Below are 20,508 nucleotides of genomic sequence, written 5' to 3'. Positions count from 1 at the left end.
GATGGCGACCACCGTGACCGGCGGCGGGTCGGCCGCCGACGCGAGCGCCGCGGCGGCTCTCGCCTACCCGGAGCCCCGGCGCCGGTCGCTGCAGATCTACGCGGTGGACCCGATGATCGCCCGGCTGTCCGGCAACGAGGTGGTCACCATCACGGTGCCGTACGAGCCGTTGCTGCCCGGACCCAGCGGCGACCTGGTGCAGGTGATCGACTACGACGCCAGCACCCGGCAGTTCTACACCCCGGTCGACCTCGACTCTCCCGTCCTGCTGGCCCAGGACGGGCTCGCGCCCAGCGAGCGGGACCCGCGCTTCCACCAGCAGATGGTGTACGCGGTGACGAGCTCGCTGCTGGAGAACTTCGAACGCGGTCTGGGTCGCCGGTTCCGGTGGCGGGGCAACGAGCGGCTGCGGATCTTCCCGCACGGGTTCCAGGGGGAGAACGCCGTCTTCGACGACGGCGAGGGTGGGTCGTTGCGGTTCGGCTACTTCCGTACCGACCCTCGCGACGCCGGCCGCAACCTGCCCGGACAGTGGGTGTTCAGCTGCCTGTCCCACGACATCGTCGTGCACGAGGCCACGCACGCCCTGGTCGACCGCCTCCGCCCCCTCTACAAGGAGGCGACCAACATCGACGTGTACGCCTTCCACGAGGGCTTCGCCGACGTGGTCGCGCTGTTCCAGCACTTCGCGCTGCCCGACCTGCTGGCCCGCTACATCCAGTCGAACCGGGCCGACCTGACCGCCCGGTCGCCGCTGGTCGAGCTGGCCCAGCAGTTCGGTGAGAGCACCGGCCGCGGCCGGGCGCTGCGGGACGCGCTGGGCGAGGAGCCGGACCCGACCCGGCTGAGCCGGACCCTGGAACCGCACGCCCGCGGGTCGATCTTCGTCTCGGCGGTGTTCGACGCCTTCTTCACCACCTACCAGGCGGCGATCGCCGATCTGATCCGGATCGCCACCGCCGGCTCCGGCCAGCTGCCGCCGGGGGCGCTGCACCCCGACCTGGTCGCCCGCGTGGCCGGGGAGGCGCGGGCGATGGCGCAGCGGGTGCTGATGATGTGCATCCGCGCCTTCCAGTACCTCCCCCCGGTCGACGTCACCTTCGGTGACTTCCTGCGCTCAGCGGTCACCGCGGACTGCGACCTGTTCCCGGCGGATGGTCTCGGGTTGCGGGCCGCGTTGGTGGAGGGCTTCCGGAAGCGGGGCATCTACCCCGACGGCGTCAGCGGCCTGGCCGACGAGGCCGTCGCGTGGCCCGCGGCCGCGGAGCTGGGGCTGCCGCCGCTGGACGTGGTGGCGGTCGTGGAGCCCCTGGTCGCCGAGACCGCGCTCGGGTTCCGCAGCCGGCGGTCGGCCGCCGAGGACACCCCCGAGCGGAAGGAGCGCCGTCAGGGCGTGGCCAAGGCACTGAGCGCGTACGCCCGTCGGCACGCGGGAGCCCTTGGTCTCGACCGGCGACTGAAGATCCAGGTGCGCAGCTTCCACGCGGTGTTCCGGCAGGCCAGCAGCGGACTGCTCCAGGTGAACGTGATCGTCCAGATCGTCCAGACCGCGCCGCCGGAGGTCGCCCGGGCGCGTGACGTCGGCGGGATCGAGCTCCGCGGCGGGGTGACCCTGGTCGCCGACGTGGACGGCGAGGTCCGGGCGGTCGTCTCCCGACCGACCCCGGGCCTCGATCCGGTCGGGAACCCGGGTGGCGCGGCCCGGTTCGAGGCGCTGGGGGCCTTCGTCGACCAGTTCGACGACGTCGACCTGCCGGGGCCGTGGCGGATCGACGACCCGACCGCCACCTGGCCCTCGCTGGCCCACCGGCGCGGGCGGGAACGCCGGATCGCCGCCTCGCTCACCCTGGGTCGCCTCGATCGGGGCCGGCCGTGGTGACCGCGACCCTGCGGATGTACGCCGTCGGCTTCGGCGACTGCTTCCTGCTCACCGTCCCGCGGTTCGGCGATCGGCCCTGGCGGATGCTGGTCGACTGCGGCGTGCACGGGATGGGACGCAGCGAGCACTCACTCGGCACGGTGATCACCGACGTGCTCGAGACCTGCCGCGACGGGGACGGTGGGGCGGGTGGGGGCGCCGGGGCCGGCGGGAAGCCGGTCATCGACCTGGTGGTGGCCAGCCACGGGCACCAGGACCACATCGCCGGCTTCACCGACGCCCGGTGGGAGGAGGTGACCGTGGGCGAGGTCTGGCTGCCGTGGTGTGAGGACCCGACCGACACCGAGGCGCAGCGACTGCGGACCCGGCTCGACGGGGCGGCCCGGACCCTGCACCAGCGGTTCGCCGTGGACGGCCCCGAGATCGCCGCGATCGCCCTCAACTCACTGTCCAACGAACGGGCCATGACGACCTTGCGCGACGGTTTCGCCGGGGCGCCGGTCCGCCGCTTCCAGAGCGCCACCGCTCCGGTGCGGACCGAGCTCCCCGGACTGCCCGATGCCCGCATCCACCTGCTCGGTCCGGCCCGCTCCGAGGAGGCGATCAAGGCGATGGACCCGCCCGAGCTGGAGCGCTGGTTGGCGCTGGGCGCAGCGCCGGCGGCCGGTTCGGGCCCAGGACTGTCGGGCTCGGAGTCGCTCGGGCCGTTCGGACCCGCGTACGGGATCGCCGACCGCGACCTCTTCCGGCAGCGGTTCCCGCACCTGGACACCGACGACGACCTGCTCGACCACCCGGTCCTCGACCCCGACGACGCGCTCGCCGCCGCCTCGTGGCTGGATCGCTGCCTGAACAACACCAGCCTGGTGTTCGTGGTGGAGATCGAGGACGTGCGCATCGTCTTCCCCGGCGACGCGCAGTGGGGGGTCTGGCGCGAGATCCTGGCCAACACCGACGCCCGGGCGCTGCTGGAGCGGGCCACCCTCTACAAGGTCAGCCACCACGGCAGCCACAACGGCTCCCCGAAGTCGCTGGTGCACGACGTACTTCCCGACCACGTCACCTCGATGATGTCGTTCCGCAGCATGGAGCGGTGGACGGCGATACCGCAGACCGACCTGGTCGCTGCTCTGCGCACCCCCGGTCGCACCCTGCTGCGCCCCGACGAGGATCTCCCCGCCGGTGGGGCCGCCGGGGTGGGCGAGGTCCGTCGGGCCGCCGACGGCCTGTGGACCGAGATCGACCTGGGTTGACCCGCGGCTGCCGGCCGTTGCGCCCGCCCGTCCTGCTCCGTGCACCCCTTACCCGGCCCTGCACCGGCTACAGCGGGTGCACCGGCGGCGGGAGGGTGCAGCAACGAGAGGGCGGTGCGGGTGCGGGCTGCGACGACGAAGGGCTGGCCCGGTGCACCGGACCAGCCCCTCTTCTGCTCCCGTTTTACCGGAAGAGCGGCTCCGGCCGACCCGACCGGACGTCTCATCCGAGGGTAGGCCCAGATCCGGGCGGTTGACCAGACCGATCGGGTGGTCCCCGGACTCAGCCGTTGAGGTTGATCGACACCGTGACCGTCGAACCGCGCTGGACCAGCGTCCCCGGAGCCGGCTGGATGCCGAGCAGCTCCTCGTGCTCGCGACCCGGCAGCTGGCGTTGATGGTCGTACGCGACGACCAGACCCAGGGCGGTGGCACTCGGCCGCTCGAGCCCACCCATCGAGTCCCCGGACTCGATCTCGGCGAGGCTCAGCCAGGCCGGAACCGCGACCAGCCCCAGGCCGGCCGCCATGGCCGACAACATCTCGGTCTGCGCCGCGAGGGCACGCTGGATCTCGATGACGCCGCGCTCCAGGCGGTCGAGCTGGTCGGGCAGCGGCGCGGTCCGGCGGTCCAGCAGCTCGAGCCAGGCGAAGGCCCGTACGCGTTCGCGCAGCAGCGACGTGACGTGTCGGCCGACCGCTTCCACCGTCACGTCGAGCGTGTCGGGATTCATCACCTTCCCACTCAGCGTCGTGTGGGCTTTCAGCGTCGACGGCTCCTCCCACCGCTGACGGGTCCACCGTTCGGATTCGGTCATCGGGTAGTCGGGGTCTTCGGGCACGGCGCCTCCGATCGATGGAACTCCAGGAGCCCATCATCGATCGTCGGCAGGTCCCGAGCTCCCCGGGGCGGCGCGATCGCGCAGCAAGGACGCCGCGACGCTGCGCCGGCTCGGCCGTCAGGCCCCGAGCACCCGGTCCAGGTACTGGTTGGTGAACACCCGGCGAGGGTCGAGTCGATCCCGCAGCCCGACGAACTCGTCGAACCTCGGGTAGAGCGGGCGGAGGTCGTCGGCGGAGAGGGAGTGCTGCTTGCCCCAGTGCGGACGACCGCCGTGCTCGGCGACGATGGCCTCGAAGGCGGCGAAGAAGCGCCGCGGATCCCGGCGCCAGTAGTGGTGGACCGCGACGTAGGCGTTCTCGCGCCCGAAGCCGGTGGAGAGCCAGAGGTCGTCGGCGGCGGCGGAGCGGATCTCAATCGGGATGCCGATCCGCTCGTCGCTCGTGTCGATCCAGCGGCGCAGCGCGGAGACCACCGGCACCAGCGACGCCCGCGGGACGGCGTACTCGCACTCCACGAACCGCACCCGGCGTGGGGACACGAACACCGCGGCGGAGTGGTCGGTGAAGGTGCGCGGACTCAGGGTCTGTCCGGCGATCTCGTTGATCCGGGGCTGCCAGTCCGGCCGGCGGGTGCCGAGCTCGTTCATCAGAGCGAGTGCGCCGTTGGCCAGCAGCTCGTCGTCGACCAGTCGGCGCCAGCCCGACAACGGGGCCGGCGGCCCGTCGACCCGGTTGTTGCGCTTGGTCAGCACCCACTCCGTGTGCGGGAACCAGTGCAGGTCGACGTGGTCGTTCCCGGCGGTCCAGCTCGGCCACTCCTCCAGCACCTCGTCCAGGCTGGCGGAGCCCTCCTCGGCCCGCAGGAAGAAGGTGGGTACGCACTGCAGGGTCACCTCGACGACGATGCCGAGCGCGCCCAGACCGACGGCCACCGCGGCCAGCAGGTCAGCGTTCTCGTCCGCCGAGCACCGCAGCACCGAGCCGTCGCCGGTGACCACGGTCAGTCCGCGGACCTGGGTGGCCAGTCCCCCGAGCCGGTCGCCGCTGCCGTGGGTGCCGGTGGAGATCGCGCCGGCGATGGTCTGCCGGTCGATGTCACCCAGGTTGGGCAGCGCCAGACCGTACGAGGCCAGGGCCAGGTCGAGGTCCGCGAGGCGGGTGCCGCCGCCGACGGTCACCAGCCCTGCCCCGCGGTCGACGGACCGAAGTCCCGACAGGGCGTCCAGCCGCAGCTGCACCCCGTCGGTGACGGCGATGGGGGAGAAGGAGTGGCCGGCGCCGACGGCCTTGACCGGCCTCCGCCGGTCGGCCGCCTCGGTGACCAGCCGTCGGACCTGACCGACATCGGTCGGCGTCAGGACGGCGGTGGGCCGGCTGGTGACCGTACGGCTCCAGTTGGTCCAGCCCGTGTCAGCCCCCGGACGCCGGCTCATCCGAAGTTCATCCCCTCACCCCGGTAGGTCGGGACCGTGTCGACCAGCTCGCCGCCGCGGACCAGGTGGATCCGGTCGAACCGCTCGCACGCCTCGCCGGCCTTGGCGTGCCGGAAGAACACCCGGTCGCCGATCTGCAGCCCTGCTGCTCCCGGTCCGGCCAACGGCGTCTGCACCTCGCCCGCTGCCTCGGAACCGAGCAGCTCCAGCCGCCGCGGCCAGACCGGTGTCGGGACCCGTGACCGACCGGGTGGGCCGGACGCCACGTAGCCGCCGGAGTAGACGGTCGCGTGGCCGGGCGAGGGCCGTCGGACCACCGAGGTGGCGAAGACCATGGCGGGCCGCGGGGTGAACGCCCGGTAGCCGTCGAACAGGGTGGGTCCGTAGAGCCCGGACCCGCCGGCCAGCTCGGTGAGCTGCCCGTCGCCGGACGTCAGGTGCAGGCTGCCGGTGCCGCCGCCGTTGACCAGCTCCAGGTCGGCGTACGGCTGCACGGCCGCCACCACCGCCGCCCGTCGGCGGGCGAGCTCGGCCTCCGAGGCGCGCTTCACCAGCCGGACGGCGGCGGACGCGTCCGGGAGCCCGGCGATCTGCGCGTCGTAGAGCATCAGCCCGACCAGCCGGGCGCTGTCGCGGCGGGAGATCTGACGCGCCAGGTCCGCGGCCTGGGTCGGGGTGTGGACGGGGGAGCGGCGGACCCCGAGGTGCAGCGGTCCGAGGCGCAACGACGCGTCGATGTCGATGGCCACCCGGATCGGGTGCACCGGCGCGGCCCGGTCGATCAGGTCCAGGTGGGCGCGGGAGTCGACCATCACCGTGACCGCGGCGGCCAGCGCAGGATCCTGTCCCAGCTCGGTGAGGGCGTCCAGGTCGATGGTGGGGTAGCCGACGACGACGTCGCCGTGGCTGTGCCGGGCCAGCCAGAGCGCCTCGACGACCGAGTAGGCGAGCACCCCTCGGAAGCCTGGGCCCGACGCGCCCCCGGCGCCGGTCAACGCCCGGTCCATCAGCGTCCGGCAGCGCAACGACTTCGAGGCCAGCCGGATCGGCAGCCCGTGCGCGCGCGCGGTCATGTCGGTCACGTTGGCGTCGAAGGCGTCCAGGTCGACAGCGGCGTACGGGGTGGTCAGGCCTTCCGTGGCCGCGGCGAGCGGGCCGAGGTCGAGCGGGGCCACGGGAACGGACGCCATCGTCGGTGCCGGACCCTCAATCGAGGTGCCGGCGCAGCCAGGCGATGTCAGCCGCCTGGCCCTCCCGGCCCCCGGGGGTCTCGACCACGATCGGTGCCCCGGCCGCCCGCACCACGGTCAGCAGCCCCTCCGCCCCGATCTCGCCGTCGTCGAGGTTGGCGTGTCGGTCGGCGCCGGAGTCGAAGGAGTCGCGCGAGTCGTTGCAGTGCACCAGGTCGATCCGGCCGGTGATCTCCAGGACCCGCTCGACGGCCTCGGCCAGCACGATGCCACCGGCGTGGGCGTGGCAGGTGTCCAGGCAGAAGCCGACGGTGTCGCCGCCCGAGGCCGAGGTGACGGCGTCCCACAGGCGTTCGATCCGCTCCATCCGGCGCGCCATCGCCTGGTCCCCGCCGGCGGTGTTCTCGATCAGCAGCGGCACCGGCATCTCCAGCCCGTCGATGCACTTGCGCCAGTTGTCGAAGCCCTTGGCCGGGTCGTCGTCCTTCAGCACGTGACCGCCGTGCACGATCACCCCGGCCGCGCCGATCTCGGCGGCGGCGTGCAGGTACTGCTGGAGGAACTTGCGACTCGGGATCCGGATCCGGTTGTTGGTGGTGGCCACGTTCAGCACGTACGGCGCGTGCACGTAGAGCGCGATGTCGGCGTCCCGGGCCGCCTGCTTGAGGGCGGCGGCCCCACCGGCGTACGCGAACTCCGGCCCCTTCCAGCCCTGCGGGTCGCCCAGGAAGAACTGGGCCAGGTCGGCCCCGCGGGCCTGCGCCTCGGCGATCGGGTCGTCCTGCTCGCCGTGGCCACCGATCCGGACGTCGCTCATGCAACCGACCCTAGCCACCCCCACCCCCAGACGTGGCCCAGCGAGGGGTGAGCGGGCCAGGTCGGCTGTGGTCGGACGGCAGGTGCCCCGAGGGAGAGGGGCGGGGGTCGGGGGTGAGGCGCGGTCAGGGCCTGGGCGGGTCGGCGGAGGTCGGCAGGGCCGGTGGGAGGTCCTTCTGGAGCTGGTCCACCTGAGCCCGCAGCAGCTTCAGCTCACGCGTCCGTCGGTCCCAGAGCACCGCCAGCAGCACGACCGCGATCGCGGCCACCGCGCCGAGCACCACCCCCCACAACGTGGCCTGCCGGAAGCCCGGGGCCAGCACGTCCAGGGTGCGGTTGCCGGCCCGGGCGGCCGCACCGGTGCCGACGGCGATGCCGAGCGTCATCAGGTTGGGCGCGGTCAGTGCGGCGGCGACCAGCGCGATGATCACCTTCGTCGGCCAGCGGAAGGCGCGGTGCCGGGCCTGGGCCAGCACGATCAGCGGCAGGAAGGTGAACACGGAGCCGTAGAGCAGACCCAGCACGACGCCCGCGCCGATCCGCCCGCCCACCTGGCGACCGACGGACTGGGACCACCAGCGCGGGATGAACGCGGACAGCAGGAAGTAGAGCAGCACCGTCAGCACCGCTCCGACCACCACGAACACCGTGAACCGGATGACCGCGGCTCGGCGCTCCAGCTGCTCCGGGGTCCGGGGCCGCTTGGCCTTCGCCGGCTTCGGACTCGTCGGTGCGGCGGCGGGCGTGGCGCCGTCCTGGGGCTTGACCGGGGTGCGTGTCGGCTCTGCGGGACCGGTGCTCTCGCTCACGGACCGATCATCGCAGCCTCAGGGGCGGCCGTCGCTCCGGTCGCCGTCGTCCTGGTCGCCGTCGCGCCCGGCCGTCCACCAGCCCCTGACCCGTCCGGCGGCGGCGTTGCCGACCCCGCCGACGACGGTGCCCACGGTGCCGACCACGCGGAACAGCGGGTCCGACGACGTGCGGAAGGCGTTCGCGTACGAGGCGGCGGCGGCCTTGACGTCCTCGCCCATCGGGGCGGCCGCGTCCTCGGAGCGGCGGGGGTACTCCCCGGACAGGATGGCCCGGTACTCCGGACCCGCCGCCCACTGCTGCAGCTCGGCGGCGCGGAGCGCGGCCAGCGGGTGGGTCTGGGAGCTGATCTGGACGATCTTGAGCAGGCTGTCCCGGACGTCGCCGGTGGTCGTGTACTCCGTGGCCTGGTCGAGGAACCCGGCCACGTCCATCTCGTCGGGGTTCTGCGCCCCGGCGAGGGTGGCGTGCACCCGCAGGGCGGCCTTCGGGTCCTGACCACAGAGCAGCCCGGCGCGATCACAGGAGAGCTCGGACTTGCGGTACCACTCGTTGAGGCCCTGGATGATCGCCCGGATGCCCCAGTAGCCGATCGGCATCCACTGGATCGACGTGGCGATGTTGATGAGCTGCAGCAGCATCGTGCGGTAGACGGCGTGCCCGGACAGGACGTGCCCCATCTCGTGCCCGATCACGAACCGCAGGCCGTCGTCGTCCACCAGGTCGAGCATCGCCGTGCTGATCACGATCAGCGGCCGGTCCAGCCCGACGGTCATGGCGGTCGGCAGCGGACTCTGCTGGACGTAGAGCTCGGGCACCGGCTGCACGTCCAGGGCGGTGGCGCACTCGTTCAGCATCTGGTGCAGCAAGGGGTACTGGCGGGGCGAGACGCGGATGGCCGAGGCCAGGTAGAGCAGCCGGACGCTGCGTTCACCGATCGCGGCCGAGACGGCCTTGAGGACCGCGTCGAAGCCGGGAACGGCCCGCAGGGCCACCAGGGCGCCACGGTCGGCCGGGTGCTCGTACGCGCGTGAGCTGAGGTCGGGGAACCGGATCCGTCCGCCACCGACGGCCCAGCGAGACGACTGTGTCATGCAGGCAATGTAGGCGCGTGCTGGTTCGGCCGCCGGGTCGGTGGCTCGAGCCGGGACCGTCGCCCCGTGGTGCCGGCCGGATCTCCGGCGCAGACGTGCGCAGGGGCGGCCACCCCGTCCGGGATGACCGCCCCTGTCAGGCGCGTGCGGTGCCTAGCCGCCCATGTTCTGCAGCATCGGCAGACCCACCGTGAGGTTGTAGATCAGACCGATCACGAACAGCACGGCACCGACGATGATGCCGGCCAGCGCGATGTTGTTCTTGAAGCCCGCCTGCTTGGACTTGTTGAAGGCGATGATGCTGACCACGAGACCGATGAGGTTGCAGAAGATCGCCAGCACCAGACCGACGATGCCCATCGTGCGACCGGGGTCCTGGGCGGGCGGGCCGCCGTACTGGGGAGCTCCGTAAGGGGTGCCGCCGCCGGGGGGCGGGGGGGCCTGGTCGTAGGACATGTCCGAACTCTCTCTCTGTCGTCCTGCGTCTGGATGGCGTCAGCCTAGCGACCGAGGGGCTCGCGCGCAGGACAAAGCGCCCCGAACCGCCGTAGGCTCGGCGACCATGAACGTGATCTTCGTCGAGCCTGCGTTCCCCGCCTACCAGCGTCAGTTCGTCCGCGGGCTGCACGCCGTCGGGGCCACGGTGATCGGGATCGGCGAGCGGCCCGGCGAGTGGCTCGACGACGAGCTCCGGGGCTGGCTGCACCACTACCACCAGATCGGCTCGGTCACCGACGTCGGTGCGCTCCACGACGCCGTCCGCTGGGTGCAGGACAAGCTCTGGGTGGACCGGCTGGAGGCGACGATCGAGGCGCACATCCTGCCCGCGGCCGAGGTGCGGGAGGCGTGCGGGATCCCGGGCACCAGCCGGCGTACGGCGTGGTTGTGCCGGGACAAGCCGGCCATGAAGGAAGCGCTGCGGTCCGCCGGCGTGCCGACCGCGGCGTCGGCGGCCGTCGACTCCTCCGACGAGGCCCACGCGTTCGCGGCGGCCGTCGGCTATCCCTTGATCATCAAGCCCCGGGCCGCGGCCGGTGCTTCGGGCACCAGCCGGGTGGACAACGACACCCAGCTCGACGCGGCGCTCGCGCAGTTCGGGGCCGAGGGGGTCGGCTCCGTGGCCCTGGAGGAGTTCGTCGAGGGCCACGAGGGCTTCTACGACACGTTGTCGATCAACGGGCACGCGGCGTACGACTTCGTCTGTCACTACTACCCGAACGTGCTGGAGGCGATGCGGACGCGGTGGATCTCCCCGCAGTTCGTCTCCACCAACCGGGTCGACGCCGCCGACGGCTACGGCGAGCTCAAGGAGATGGGGCACCGGGTCAACGAGGTGCTCGGCATCGGCACCTCGGCCACCCACATGGAGTGGTTCTCCGGCCCCAAGGGACTGCGCTTCTCCGAGATCGGCTGCCGCCCCTCCGGGGTCGGCGCCTGGGACCTGTACGTCGCCGGCAACGACGTCGACCTCTACACCGAGTGGGCCCGGGCGGTGGTGCACGGCGACGTCCACGCTCCGCTGAGTCGCCGGTACGCGGCCGGCATGATCGCGTTGCGGCCGACCGCCGACGGGCAGATCCACGGCTACTCCGGGGTCGAGGAGATGCAGCAGCAGTACGGCGAGTGGGTGTTCGACGCCCACCTCCCCCCGGCCGGCACCCCGACCCAGGCGGTCGAGGCCGGCTACATGGCCAACGCGTACGTCCGGCTGAAGCACCCGGACTTCGACGTGCTGCGCGGGATGCTCAACGACGTGGGCGAGACGATCACGGTTCACGCCGGCTGACGCGGGGTACTGGCCTCACATGGACGTCACCGTTCTCGGACCCCAGCGTCGCACCACCGCGACCCGGACCGCCGTCGCCGAGCTGATCCCGACGGGGTCCGTGGCCACCGTCAACGCCGGTTGGCGGGAGCGCGAGTCGGCCGACACCGAGCTCGGCGAGGTGCTGGGCGGCCGGATGGTCAACCTCCGGCTCTACCAGCGCTGGCAGGAGCTGGTCAACGAGGATCCCGACTACGCCGCCGCGGAGCGCGGGTTGACCGAGCTGCTCGAGGAGCAGCAGACGGTCTACGCGCAGCGCCTGTTCCACGCGGTGGCCGCGATCGAGGAGGTCAACCGGCGGGACAAGATGTCGACCGTCCGGGCGGCCGCGGTGGCCGACGGGATCCGGGCGCTGAGGGCGCTGGACACCTGGCACCTGGCCGAGGTGGCGTCCTCGCGGCACCGGTTCTACGCGGAGACTTCGATCGGTGACCGGGAGAGCGTTCGGCGGCACCGCCTGGAGCTGGCCGAGCTGGTCCACGACAGCGCCGGTCTGGTGATCGCGGGCGGACACGTCGGGGTGCTGCTCCACCTGCTGCACGTCTTCGGGCTCGTGACGATGATCAAGGAACCGGTGATCACCTGGTCCGCGGGGGCGATGGCCCTCTCGGACCGGGTGGTGCTGTTCGGCACGCACCGACCGGCCGGCCGGCGACTGCCGGAGGTGTGGGCGGAGGGACTCGGCGTCTTCCCGGGTGCGCTGGTCTTCCCGCACCCGCGGCACCGGCTGCCCATGCACGACCCGTACCAGCTCGCCCTGCTGGCCCGCCGGTTCAAGAGCTGGTCCTGCCTGCTGTTCGACGACGGCGCCCGGGTCGACCTGACCGGCAGCTGGCCGCCCCCGGTCGGCGCCCGGTGGCTCACCCGGGACGGCGCGGTGTGGGCGCGCACCGAGGACCACATCGTCGAGGAGCGTGCCGGGGTGCCGTTCGACGAGAGCGGTCACCCGGCCCGCCGTCCGATCGACGCCGACGTGGTCACGGCGCGGACCGCATGACGATCATGGTCGATGCGCCGTCTGCCGGGCGTCTCGGGAGGGAGGGCTAGTGGCCCGCCGCGAGAAGCTCGCGATCAACCGGCTGCGGGAGTCAAAGGTCCTGGACCAGCAGGAGCTCGAGAGCTTCGTCGAGAAGCACGACTTCCCGATCATGGAGGGCACCCAGGCGACCTTCGTGGCCTGGCAGCAGGCCGATCAGGTGTTCCTGCGGCACCGGGTCGTCGGCATCCCCGATCAGCTGCCGCTCCGCCGGATCGAGGGCACCGACCTCTGGTACGTGGTGCTGGAGATCCCGCGGGACTCCCGGGTGGAGTACCAGCTCGAGGTCCGCCGCGGTGATCACTGGGAGCGGTTCAACGACCCGCTGAACCCGCGGACCGCGCGGAGCCCGGTGGGTGACTCGTCGGTCTGCTACGGCCTCGGCTACGAGGTCCCGGACTGGGCCCGGCACGACCCCGAGGCACGGCCGGGTGAGCTGGTCGAGCTGATGATCAGGAGCCAGGCCCAGCGACGGGACAACCGGGTCACCCTCTACCTGCCGGCACGGTTCCGGACCACCAGGCGCTACCCGCTCCTGGTGGTGCACGACGGCGGCGACTTCCTGGAGTACGCCTCGATGAAGACCGTGCTGGACAACCTGATCCACCGTCTGGACATGGCCGAGACCGTGGTCGCCTTCACCTACCCGGGCGACCGGCTGCGCGAGTACCCGAACTCGGGCCCGCACGCGCGCTGGATCACCAAGGAGCTCCTCGGCCAGCTCGAGGAGCAGTTCCCGCTGATCGCCCACCCGTCCGGTCGGGCCCTGATGGGGTCCAGCTTCGGGGCGATCGCCTCGCTCACCACGGCGGTCCGCTACCCGCAGACGTACGGGTCGCTGCTGCTCCAGTCCGGCTCGTTCGTCTTCACCGACATCGGTGACCTGCGGGGGGAGGACCCGGCGTTCGCCCCGGTGGTGAAGTTCATGAACCGCTACCGGACCAAGCCCCTCCGGATGGTCGACCGGATGTTCCAGTCGTGCGGGGTCTACGAGCCGCTGATCGTGTTCAACCGCTCGATGGTGCCGGTGTTCACCGAGACCGGCATGACGGTCAACTACGTGGAGTCCCGCGACGGGCACAGCTGGGAGTCCTGGCGCGACCGGCTCCGGGACGGTCTCTGCTGGATCTTCCCCGGCGAGAGCCTGTACGTCTACGAGTGAAGGCGTTCCCGGGCGCCGCCGGCCAGCCCGACCCCGACGGACCCGACCCCGATCCCGTCCCCGACCCGACCCCGTCCCCGACCCCCTGCTGACGCCCCCTTTCACTGCATCACGCCCCCGCTGCGGAGGGGGCGTCAGGGAGCGAAAGGGGGCGTCGGCGGGTTGGGGGGCGCTGGTTTTGCTGCTGCGCGGACCCAGCCGGTAGTCTTCTCCGTTGGCGCCCGACCATCCGAGGCCGGGCTCCAGGCATCGCCCTCCTGCCATGGGGACGTCCCATGGCCGCTGAGACCAGAGGAGGAGGAGTTCGCGCATGCGCCCATACGAGGTCATGGTCATCTTCGACCCCGAGACCGATGAGCGGTCGGTTCAGCCGACGCTCGAGCAGTACCTCACCGTCATCACCAAGGGTGGCGGCACCGTGGACAACCTGGACATCTGGGGTCGTCGCCGTCTGGCGTACGAGATCCAGAAGAAGTCCGAGGGGATCTACGCCGTCATCACCTTGACCGCTGAGCCGGACGACGTGAAGGAAATGGATCGTCAGTTCCGGATCAACGAGTCGATCATGCGGACCAAGGTCATCCGGCCCGACACCCGCTGAGGTCGTCGCCCGCCACGGGTCGGCACGCTGACGGCACGACTGGTCAGCTGGTCGACCTGTCGGGGCACCGGCAGGCCCGTCCTGTCAGTGGCCACTGACAGGCTGGCACCGCACACCACACAGACTGAGTCCAACGGAGACACACCATGGCTGGCGAGACCGTCATCACCCTGGTCGGCAACCTGACTGCCGATCCCGAGCTGCGCTTCACCCCGTCGGGGGCACCGGTGGCCAACTTCACCGTCGCCTCCACGCCCCGCACCTTCGACCGCCAGACCGGCGAGTGGAAGGACGGCGACGCGATGTTCCTCAGCTGCGCCGTGTGGCGGCAGGCGGCGGAGAACGTGGCCGAGTCGTTGCAGAAGGGGATGCGGGTCATCGTGCAGGGGCGGCTGAAGTCGCGCTCGTACGAGACTCGTGAGGGCGAGCGCCGGACCGTCTTCGAGGTCGACGTGGACGAGATCGGCCCTGCGCTGAAGTACGCCACGGCCAAGGTCACCCGCTCCTCCGGTGGAGGCGGCGGCGGTGGCTACTCCGGTGGCGGCGGCTCCGGCGGCGGGAGCGGCTACTCCGGTGGCGGCTCCGGCGGTCAGGGCGGCGGTCAGGGTGGCGGTCGCCCGGGCGGCGTCGGCAACGACCCGTGGGCCACCGGTGGTGGCTCCGGCGGAGGCAACTCCGGCGGTGGCAACTCCGGCGGTCAGGGCAACCAAGGCGGTGGCGACCCGTGGGGAGCCCCGCCCAGCGACGAGCCCCCGTTCTGATCCAGGCATCAGAGTTCTGATCCTGCGATCGCAGGCTGGTCACCCGATCAGCACACGGCTCGTCATCCAGTAACAGCAGTTCGGCACATTCCGGCTCCGTACGCCGGGCTTTCGAAAGGAGAGCACCACAATGGCCAGCACGCCCCCACCTCCTCGCAAGGTGAAGAAGAAGGCCAACCCGCTCCGCGCGGGCCAGCACATCGACTACAAGGACACCGCCACGCTGCGGAAGTTCATCTCCGAGCGTGGCAAGATCCGCGCTCGCCGGGTGACCGGTCTCTCCGTCCAGGAGCAGCGCCGTGTCGCCATCGCCATCAAGAACGCCCGCGAGGTTGCGCTGTTGCCGTACGCCTCGACGGCCCGCTGAGTCGAGAGGACGCAGAGATGAAGCTCATTCTGACGGCCGCCGTCGACAACCTGGGTCTGGCCGGCGACATCGTCGAGGTCAAGGACGGCTACGGCCGGAACTACCTCGTGCCGCGCGGCTACGCCCTGCGGTGGACCAAGGGTGGCGAGAAGCAGATCGAGGGCATCAAGCGCAGCCGCGACGCCCGCGAGATCCGCAGCCTCGACCACGCGCAGGAGGTGCGGACCCAGCTCGAGGGTCTGACCATCCAGCTGGATGCCCGTGCCGGTGAGAGCGGCAAGCTCTTCGGTGCGATCACCCCGGCCGACGTCGCGTCGGCCATCAAGAAGTCGGGTGGTCCTCTGGTGGACAAGCGGTCCATCGAGATCGGCAAGCCGATCAGGTCCACCGGCAAGCACACAGTGGGTGTCAAGCTGCACGAAGCCGTGACCGCCCACGTCGCTGTCGCGGTGAACGCCCAGGCCTGAGCCTGAGCACAGCCACGACGTGACCGCTGCAGCGTTCGCACCGACGGCCGGTCCCGGGATCCCCCGGGGCCGGCCGTCGGCGTCTGCCCGGCCGGGACGGTGAGCAGCGTGTCTCCTCGCGCCCGGGTCGCCGTCGTCGTGGTCATCGGCGTGCTGATGGCCGTCAGCCTGGTGGCGCCACACATCGGCATCGCCGGTCAGGGGATCGGCCGCTCCCTCATCCCCGCCGGACTGCTGTTCTCCCAGGTGCAGGCGGCCGCGGTCGGGCCGTACGACCCGGTGCTGCTGGGTCTGGGCATCAACGTCGGCTACCTGGGCATCGGGCTGCACCAGCTCAGCCTGGTGGCGGGATCCGCCTCGTTCTGGGTGCTGGCCACCGAGGACATCAACCGGTGGATCTACCGGATCGCGGTGGCATCGGGTTGGGTGCTGGCGGCGAGCGCACCGATCGCCCTGACCGGGTGGTCCCTGATCGCCTCGTCGGGCGCCCCGGCCCTGCTCGGCTGGGCCTGGCTCCCGGCCCTGCTCGCGGGGATCGCGCTGATCGTGGTCGGCCGACGCTCCCGCGAGCGGATCGACCGCAGCTGGTACGTCACCAAGCCCGAGCTGCAGTAGCGCCGGCGGAGCCGGCGGTCGGCGAGCACCTCGTCCCCGCGTGCTGCCGCGCCGTCGGCGGGGTCAGGCGAAGGGGTCGGTGATCTCGCGCAACAGCACCAGAGCCCGTTCCAGCTCGGCGGTCGCGGGCTCACCGAGATGATCCCGCCACTCCTGCTCGATCGCGCGCTCCACCGTGCCGGCCAGCGCGATCACGTCCTGCCCCCGGCGGGTGGCCCGAACCAGACGGGCGCGTCCGTCGGTGGGATCGGGCACCCGCTCGACGTAGCCGCCGCTCTCCAGCTGGTCGACCAGGAACTTCGCCGCCTGCTTGGTCACCTGGGCGGCCTCGGCCAGCTGGGTGAGTCGCGACCCCTGCCGATCGACCCGCTGGAAGAGCCGGGCCTGCGGGAGCGTGATCGCGTACCCGGCCGCCGTGACGGCTTCGAGGATTCGTTGCTCCATGTGCCGGTACGGCAGGAACAGCAGCACCCCCAGGTTCGGTTCCGTCCGGTCGGGCGTCACCATCGCGTACCCCTTGCCAGCGTCGTCCGATCGGTCCACACTAGTAAAAGTCTATTACTAGTTGAGGAGGCGAGCGTGGACGACACGACCTGGCAGCTCATTGCGAACGAGCGCAGGACCATGGCGGATCTGCTCGAGGGTCTGACCCCTGACCAGTGGGAGGTCACGTCCCTGTGCTCGGAGTGGCGGGTGCGGGACGTGGCCGCGCACCTGGCCATGACACCGACCGGTGCCCCTCCGGTGGCGACGATGCTGCGGGCGCTGGTGACCACCAGGGGCCGGTTGTGGCCGGCCGTTCGTGACGTGGCCGTGGCGTATGCGGCCGCTCGTCCGGAGGATCTGGTCGCCGGGTTGCGGCGGGACGCGGCGTCGCGGAGGAAGTCGGTCTTCGTCCAGGCCGAGAACATCCTCCCGGACCTGGTCATCCACGGTCAGGACATCGCCGTCCCGCTGGGCATCGACCGGGCGGTCCCGCCGGCGGCCGGGCGAGTGGCCCTCAGCCGGATCTGGTCGCTGGGGTGGCCCTTCCACGCCCGACGCAGGTTCGCCGGCGTCACGGTGCGGGCGGAGGACTGCGACTGGTCCGCGGGTCAGGGACCCGAGGTCCGGGGCAGCACCGCGCAGCTCCTGGCGGAGATGACCGGCCGGAGCGTCGGCGGCGACCTGCACGGTCCCGGAGCCGAGGCCGTCCGGCGGCGCACCGCCCCGGCACCCACTGTCAGCGCGACCTAGAGAGGACCACCACCATGTACTACGGCGTGATCACCAGCGTGGGCGAGAGCATCACCAGCTACGACCGGCTGCACGCGGCGCTGATGGAACGCACCGGTGACGACCTCACCGGCATGCTGCTGCACGTCGGGCGGGAGACCGACGAGGGGTTCCAGGTCATCGAGGTCTGGGAGACCAAGGAGCAGTTCGACCGCTGCAACCGCGAGATCATCTGGCCGCTGGCCGCCGAGCTCTTCGGTCCGGAGCCGTCGGCTCCGCCCACCTTCGAGGAGTTCGAGCCGCGCGGTCTGGTCCTCACCGGCAGCCGCCTCGCGCACTGAGCCGAGCGGTCACCGGACGGCGTCGAGGGCCCAGAGCGCGTTGGCGGCGGTGGAACACGGGTACGGACCGCCGGAACCGTCGGCGCGGCACTCCCGACACTGGAGCACGACCCGTCCGCCGGCCAGCACGCTCGTCGTGTCGTGGGCGTGCAGGATGATGGCCAGCGCTCCGATCAGCCGGTCGCCACTGGCCAGGGCGCGCCGGAGCAGCGTCGTCCGCTGACGGATGAAGACCTCCTGCTCGGGGTCCGGCGTCTGCCGGACCGCCGCGGAAAGGGCCAGGTCGTCGGCTGCGGAGTCGTCGGCCACCTCGTCGAGATCCTCGAAGCCCATGGACCAGTCGGGGAAGCGTCGTTCCGCGCTGGTGCTGGTCCAGACCGTGGTCACGTCGAAGTGGCGCGAGTCGCCCTCGATCTGTCGGTAGAGATCCCGGACGGACCGGTCCGGCCCTTCCAGGATCTGCATCACGTGGCGATCTCGTACGAGCAGGACGCCGGTGACCTGCTGGGCCGCGTTGCGGTCCCGGCTCGTGGCCAGCAGCTCCTCGATCTCGGCCGGCGAGAGGGAGTCTCGCAGCGTGCTCACGTAGGTCAGCGTGTGGATCACGGACTCACGATACGAGTCGGACGCCGGCCGCGTCGGTCCCGCCGGGACGGGGGTCAGCCGGGGTTCCCACCTCGCTCCTAGTCTGACGACCATGGAGCAACGCATTCTCGGTCGTACGGAACGTCCCGTCTCGGTGGTGGGCCTGGGCACCTGGCAGCTCGGAGCGGACTGGGGGTCGGTGTCGGAGACGGACGCGCTGGACGTGCTGGCCGCCGCGGTGGAGGGCGGGGTCACGTTCCTCGACACCGCCGACGTGTACGGCGACGGACGCAGCGAGCAGCTGATCGGCCGCTTCCTGGTCGAGCACGCCGACACGCCCGTGACCGTGGCCACCAAGATGGGGCGCCGGGCGGAGCAGGTGCCCGAGAACTACAGCCTGGCCAACTTCCGCGCGTGGGTCGATCGTTCCCGCCGCAACCTCGGCACCGACCAGCTCGACCTGGTGCAGCTGCACTGCCCGCCGGCGTCGGTCCTGTCCGCCGACCAGGTCTACGACGACCTGGACACCCTGGTCTCCGAGCACGTCATCGCGGCGTACGGGGTGAGCGTGGAGACCTGCGACGAGGCGTTGACGGCGATGTCGCGGCGGGGCACCGCCACGGTCCAGATCATCCTGAACGCGTTCCGGCGCAAGCCGCTGGACGACGTCCTCGCCGCGGCCGCGGCGAACGGGGTCGGGGTCATCGCCCGGGTGCCGCTGGCCAGCGGACTGCTGAGCGGCCGCTACACCGCCGACACCACGTTCGCCGCCGACGACCACCGCACCTACAACCGGCAGGGCGAGGCGTTCGACGTCGGCGAGACCTTCTCCGGTGTCGACTTCGCCACCGGGGTCGAGGCGGCGCGCGAGTTCTCCGAGCTGGTGGCCGGCGCCGGGATCGACGCTACGCCGGCCCAGGTGGCGCTGGCCTGGGTGGTGCAGCAGCCTGGCGTGACCACCGTCATCCCGGGGGCCCGCTCGGTCGACCAGGCGCACGCGAACGCGGCCGCCGGCGAGCTGCCGGCCCTGGACGACGCGTTCCTCGCCGCCGTGGAGGACATCTACGACCGGCACTTCCGAGCCGCCATCCACGACCGCTGGTGAACCGGCGATGAGTCGCGGCGTCGCGCGGAGTCCACACGCCTGACGATTGCCGATCCGACGGAGGACGATGCGCACCCTCAGCGTGACCATGAGCACGACCCTGGACGGGGTCGTCCAGGGACTGGGCCGACCCGATGAAGACACGCGGGGTGGCTTCGACCACGGCGGCTGGGGCCCGCGCTACACCGACGACGTGATGATGGCCGAGATGGGCAAGGGCATGAGCGCCCCGGGCGACATGCTCTTCGGTCGGCGGACCTGGGTCGACTTCCGCCACGCCTGGGCCGATGCCGAGGACGGCAACCCCTTCACGGCCCACCTGAACGGAGCGCGCAAGTACGTCGCGTCCACGACCATGACCGACGCGGACGCCTGGCAGAACTCGGTGCTGCTGCCCGGGGACGCGGCCCGGACCGTGGCCGAGCTCAAGGCCACCGACGGACCGGATCTGGGTGTCATCGGCAGCGCCGCTCTGGTCCGCTCGCTCCACGCCGCCGGTCTGGTCGACACCTACACGCTGTTGATCCACCCGCTGGTGCTGGGGCAGGGCACCCGCCTGTTCGACGACACGTCGCCGCTGACCGAGTTCACCCTGACCCGGTCCGTGGTCACCGGCACCGGAGTGATCATCGCCACCTACGCACGGACCTGACCCCCGACCACCCGCGGGGTAGCAGGGCCGGGGACCACGGCTGGGGGCCGATCAGCCCCAGTTGGCCGCGTCGGTCAGGCAGAACGGGTGTCCCGCCGGGTCGAGCAGCACCCGCCAGGTCTCCCCGGGCTGGTCGTCGGGCACGGTCGCGCCGAGCTCGACACACCGCCGCTCGGCCGCCGCGATGTCGCCGGCCTTCAGGTCGAAGTGGAACTGCTTGCTGCCCCGGTCGTTCGGCCAGGCCGGCGGCACGTAGTCGGGCACCTTGCCGAACCCGAGGGCCGCGGAGTCCGGTCCCTTGAGCATCGCGTACTCGTCCTCCACCGCGAGGACGTCCCAGCCCAGCAGCTCCGACCAGAAGGTCGCCTCCACCCGGGGGTCGGCGCAGTCCAGCGTGACCATCGCGAGGGCCACCGTCGTCGTCTCACTCATGGACCCCACTCTCCTCCCGCGGCCGCA

General features: G+C 71.7%; 24 protein-coding genes. 14 read left to right on the top strand and 10 right to left on the bottom strand.

Translation table 11 applies throughout. From position 1 onward, the window contains the following. The first annotated feature begins 1 nt into the window (after window position 1). Both ABD714_RS10145 and ABD714_RS10140 read left to right on the top strand, forming a co-directional pair. Entirely contained in the window at window positions 2-1,879 is a 1,878-nt protein-coding gene (locus tag ABD714_RS10145; protein WP_344812199.1) for a gluzincin family metallopeptidase, read from the top strand. Continuing rightward, window positions 1,873-3,132, top strand: a complete 1,260-nt coding sequence (locus tag ABD714_RS10140) for a ComEC/Rec2 family competence protein (RefSeq protein ID WP_344812198.1) — start codon at window positions 1,873-1,875, stop codon at window positions 3,130-3,132. Before ABD714_RS10145 ends, ABD714_RS10140 begins: the two co-directional genes overlap by 7 nt. A 283-nt stretch (window positions 3,133-3,415) precedes the next feature. On the opposite strand, the gene ABD714_RS10135 is transcribed toward ABD714_RS10140, so the two are convergent. The 7 genes from ABD714_RS10135 to ABD714_RS10105 form a co-directional block, all read right to left on the bottom strand. Then, window positions 3,416-3,973 (bottom strand): hypothetical protein, encoded by a 558-nt coding sequence (locus ABD714_RS10135; RefSeq protein ID WP_344812197.1) that lies wholly within the window; start codon window positions 3,971-3,973, stop codon window positions 3,416-3,418. A 117-nt stretch (window positions 3,974-4,090) separates the two neighbouring features. Beyond that, window positions 4,091-5,407 carry a D-arabinono-1,4-lactone oxidase gene (locus ABD714_RS10130; protein ID WP_344812196.1) on the bottom strand — a complete coding sequence of 439 codons (1,317 nt, stop codon included), beginning with the start codon at window positions 5,405-5,407 and terminating at the stop codon, window positions 4,091-4,093. Further along, a complete protein-coding gene (locus tag ABD714_RS10125; protein ID WP_344812195.1) occupies window positions 5,404-6,597 on the bottom strand; it encodes an alanine racemase in 1,194 nt (397 codons plus the stop codon). Before ABD714_RS10125 ends, ABD714_RS10130 begins: the two co-directional genes overlap by 4 nt. Before the next feature lie 16 nt (window positions 6,598-6,613). Continuing rightward, window positions 6,614-7,414: a deoxyribonuclease IV gene (locus tag ABD714_RS10120; RefSeq protein WP_344812194.1), complete on the bottom strand. Its 801-nt coding sequence runs from the start codon at window positions 7,412-7,414 to the stop codon at window positions 6,614-6,616. A 124-nt stretch (window positions 7,415-7,538) separates the two neighbouring features. Beyond that, window positions 7,539-8,222 (bottom strand): hypothetical protein, encoded by a 684-nt coding sequence (locus tag ABD714_RS10115; RefSeq protein ID WP_344812193.1) that lies wholly within the window; start codon window positions 8,220-8,222, stop codon window positions 7,539-7,541. 18 nt (window positions 8,223-8,240) lie between these two features. Next, the gene (locus ABD714_RS10110; protein WP_344812192.1) at window positions 8,241-9,317 is read right to left on the bottom strand and encodes a M48 family metallopeptidase; all 1,077 of its coding nucleotides are present in this window, start codon (window positions 9,315-9,317) and stop codon (window positions 8,241-8,243) included. Window positions 9,318-9,470: 153 nt separating this feature from the next. After that, the gene (locus ABD714_RS10105) at window positions 9,471-9,773 is read right to left on the bottom strand and encodes a hypothetical protein (protein ID WP_344812191.1); all 303 of its coding nucleotides are present in this window, start codon (window positions 9,771-9,773) and stop codon (window positions 9,471-9,473) included. A gap of 106 nt (window positions 9,774-9,879) precedes the next feature. On the opposite strand from ABD714_RS10105, the gene ABD714_RS10100 reads away from it, so the two are divergent. The 8 genes from ABD714_RS10100 (at window position 9,880) to ABD714_RS10065 (ending at window position 16,151) form a co-directional block, all read left to right on the top strand. After that, window positions 9,880-11,103 carry an ATP-grasp domain-containing protein gene (locus ABD714_RS10100; protein WP_344812190.1) on the top strand — a complete coding sequence of 408 codons (1,224 nt, stop codon included), beginning with the start codon at window positions 9,880-9,882 and terminating at the stop codon, window positions 11,101-11,103. 19 nt (window positions 11,104-11,122) lie between these two features. Beyond that, entirely contained in the window at window positions 11,123-12,139 is a 1,017-nt protein-coding gene (locus ABD714_RS10095; protein WP_344812189.1) for a hypothetical protein, read from the top strand. A 49-nt stretch (window positions 12,140-12,188) separates the two neighbouring features. Continuing rightward, on the top strand, window positions 12,189-13,340 hold the full coding sequence (locus ABD714_RS10090; RefSeq protein ID WP_344812188.1) for an alpha/beta hydrolase-fold protein: 1,152 nt from the start codon (window positions 12,189-12,191) through the stop codon (window positions 13,338-13,340). A gap of 310 nt (window positions 13,341-13,650) precedes the next feature. After that, the gene (rpsF, locus tag ABD714_RS10085) at window positions 13,651-13,941 is read left to right on the top strand and encodes a 30S ribosomal protein S6 (protein WP_344812187.1); all 291 of its coding nucleotides are present in this window, start codon (window positions 13,651-13,653) and stop codon (window positions 13,939-13,941) included. A 146-nt stretch (window positions 13,942-14,087) separates the two neighbouring features. Beyond that, on the top strand, window positions 14,088-14,702 hold the full coding sequence (locus ABD714_RS10080) for a single-stranded DNA-binding protein (protein WP_344812186.1): 615 nt from the start codon (window positions 14,088-14,090) through the stop codon (window positions 14,700-14,702). Between the two features lie 130 nt (window positions 14,703-14,832). Further along, window positions 14,833-15,069: a 30S ribosomal protein S18 gene (gene rpsR / locus ABD714_RS10075; protein WP_344812185.1), complete on the top strand. Its 237-nt coding sequence runs from the start codon at window positions 14,833-14,835 to the stop codon at window positions 15,067-15,069. A gap of 17 nt (window positions 15,070-15,086) precedes the next feature. Then, entirely contained in the window at window positions 15,087-15,536 is a 450-nt protein-coding gene (rplI, locus tag ABD714_RS10070; protein ID WP_344812184.1) for a 50S ribosomal protein L9, read from the top strand. A gap of 108 nt (window positions 15,537-15,644) precedes the next feature. Further along, on the top strand, window positions 15,645-16,151 hold the full coding sequence (locus tag ABD714_RS10065; RefSeq protein ID WP_344812183.1) for a hypothetical protein: 507 nt from the start codon (window positions 15,645-15,647) through the stop codon (window positions 16,149-16,151). 63 nt (window positions 16,152-16,214) lie between these two features. Here ABD714_RS10065 and ABD714_RS10060 read toward each other — a convergent pair whose 3' ends face one another. Then, complete coding sequence (locus ABD714_RS10060) at window positions 16,215-16,658, bottom strand: MarR family winged helix-turn-helix transcriptional regulator (RefSeq protein WP_344812182.1); 444 nt, start codon at window positions 16,656-16,658, stop codon at window positions 16,215-16,217. Window positions 16,659-16,730: 72 nt separating this feature from the next. On the opposite strand from ABD714_RS10060, the gene ABD714_RS10055 reads away from it, so the two are divergent. Both ABD714_RS10055 and ABD714_RS10050 read left to right on the top strand, forming a co-directional pair. Continuing rightward, the gene (locus tag ABD714_RS10055) at window positions 16,731-17,387 is read left to right on the top strand and encodes a maleylpyruvate isomerase family mycothiol-dependent enzyme (RefSeq protein ID WP_344812181.1); all 657 of its coding nucleotides are present in this window, start codon (window positions 16,731-16,733) and stop codon (window positions 17,385-17,387) included. 14 nt (window positions 17,388-17,401) lie between these two features. Continuing rightward, a complete protein-coding gene (locus ABD714_RS10050; RefSeq protein ID WP_344812180.1) occupies window positions 17,402-17,707 on the top strand; it encodes a hypothetical protein in 306 nt (101 codons plus the stop codon). Between the two features lie 9 nt (window positions 17,708-17,716). Here the strand turns inward: ABD714_RS10050 and ABD714_RS10045 are convergent, their stop codons facing one another. Continuing rightward, on the bottom strand, window positions 17,717-18,313 hold the full coding sequence (locus tag ABD714_RS10045) for a BLUF domain-containing protein (protein WP_344812179.1): 597 nt from the start codon (window positions 18,311-18,313) through the stop codon (window positions 17,717-17,719). A 91-nt stretch (window positions 18,314-18,404) separates the two neighbouring features. Here ABD714_RS10045 and ABD714_RS10040 point away from each other — a divergent pair, with 91 nt between their 5' ends. Continuing rightward, window positions 18,405-19,397, top strand: a complete 993-nt coding sequence (locus ABD714_RS10040) for an aldo/keto reductase (protein WP_344812178.1) — start codon at window positions 18,405-18,407, stop codon at window positions 19,395-19,397. 67 nt (window positions 19,398-19,464) lie between these two features. Then, window positions 19,465-20,049: a dihydrofolate reductase family protein gene (locus ABD714_RS10035; RefSeq protein WP_344812177.1), complete on the top strand. Its 585-nt coding sequence runs from the start codon at window positions 19,465-19,467 to the stop codon at window positions 20,047-20,049. 51 nt (window positions 20,050-20,100) lie between these two features. Here the strand turns inward: ABD714_RS10035 and ABD714_RS10030 are convergent, their stop codons facing one another. After that, the gene (locus tag ABD714_RS10030) at window positions 20,101-20,481 is read right to left on the bottom strand and encodes a VOC family protein (protein ID WP_344812176.1); all 381 of its coding nucleotides are present in this window, start codon (window positions 20,479-20,481) and stop codon (window positions 20,101-20,103) included. Window positions 20,482-20,508 lie beyond the last annotated feature (27 nt).

It is taken from the genome of Microlunatus aurantiacus, assembly GCF_039536605.1.
Lineage (GTDB): Bacteria > Actinomycetota > Actinomycetes > Propionibacteriales > Propionibacteriaceae > Microlunatus > Microlunatus aurantiacus.
The sequence above is the reverse complement of the archived record's forward strand: the minus strand, read 5'-3'. Positions and strand labels throughout refer to the sequence as shown.

Coding starts and splice junctions, on each gene's coding strand:
- ABD714_RS10145 (WP_344812199.1), top strand. CDS start 2: ATGGCGACCACCGTGACCGGCGGCGGGTCGGCCGCCGACGCGAGCGCC.
- ABD714_RS10130 (WP_344812196.1), bottom strand. CDS start 5,407: ATGAGCCGGCGTCCGGGGGCTGACACGGGCTGGACCAACTGGAGCCGT.
- ABD714_RS10125 (WP_344812195.1), bottom strand. CDS start 6,597: ATGGCGTCCGTTCCCGTGGCCCCGCTCGACCTCGGCCCGCTCGCCGCG.
- ABD714_RS10120 (WP_344812194.1), bottom strand. CDS start 7,414: ATGAGCGACGTCCGGATCGGTGGCCACGGCGAGCAGGACGACCCGATC.
- ABD714_RS10110 (WP_344812192.1), bottom strand. CDS start 9,317: ATGACACAGTCGTCTCGCTGGGCCGTCGGTGGCGGACGGATCCGGTTC.
- ABD714_RS10105 (WP_344812191.1), bottom strand. CDS start 9,773: ATGTCCTACGACCAGGCCCCCCCGCCCCCCGGCGGCGGCACCCCTTAC.
- ABD714_RS10100 (WP_344812190.1), top strand. CDS start 9,880: ATGAACGTGATCTTCGTCGAGCCTGCGTTCCCCGCCTACCAGCGTCAG.
- ABD714_RS10095 (WP_344812189.1), top strand. CDS start 11,123: ATGGACGTCACCGTTCTCGGACCCCAGCGTCGCACCACCGCGACCCGG.
- rpsF (WP_344812187.1), top strand. CDS start 13,651: ATGCGCCCATACGAGGTCATGGTCATCTTCGACCCCGAGACCGATGAG.
- ABD714_RS10080 (WP_344812186.1), top strand. CDS start 14,088: ATGGCTGGCGAGACCGTCATCACCCTGGTCGGCAACCTGACTGCCGAT.
- rpsR (WP_344812185.1), top strand. CDS start 14,833: ATGGCCAGCACGCCCCCACCTCCTCGCAAGGTGAAGAAGAAGGCCAAC.
- rplI (WP_344812184.1), top strand. CDS start 15,087: ATGAAGCTCATTCTGACGGCCGCCGTCGACAACCTGGGTCTGGCCGGC.
- ABD714_RS10060 (WP_344812182.1), bottom strand. CDS start 16,658: ATGGTGACGCCCGACCGGACGGAACCGAACCTGGGGGTGCTGCTGTTC.
- ABD714_RS10050 (WP_344812180.1), top strand. CDS start 17,402: ATGTACTACGGCGTGATCACCAGCGTGGGCGAGAGCATCACCAGCTAC.
- ABD714_RS10040 (WP_344812178.1), top strand. CDS start 18,405: ATGGAGCAACGCATTCTCGGTCGTACGGAACGTCCCGTCTCGGTGGTG.
- ABD714_RS10035 (WP_344812177.1), top strand. CDS start 19,465: ATGCGCACCCTCAGCGTGACCATGAGCACGACCCTGGACGGGGTCGTC.
- ABD714_RS10030 (WP_344812176.1), bottom strand. CDS start 20,481: ATGAGTGAGACGACGACGGTGGCCCTCGCGATGGTCACGCTGGACTGC.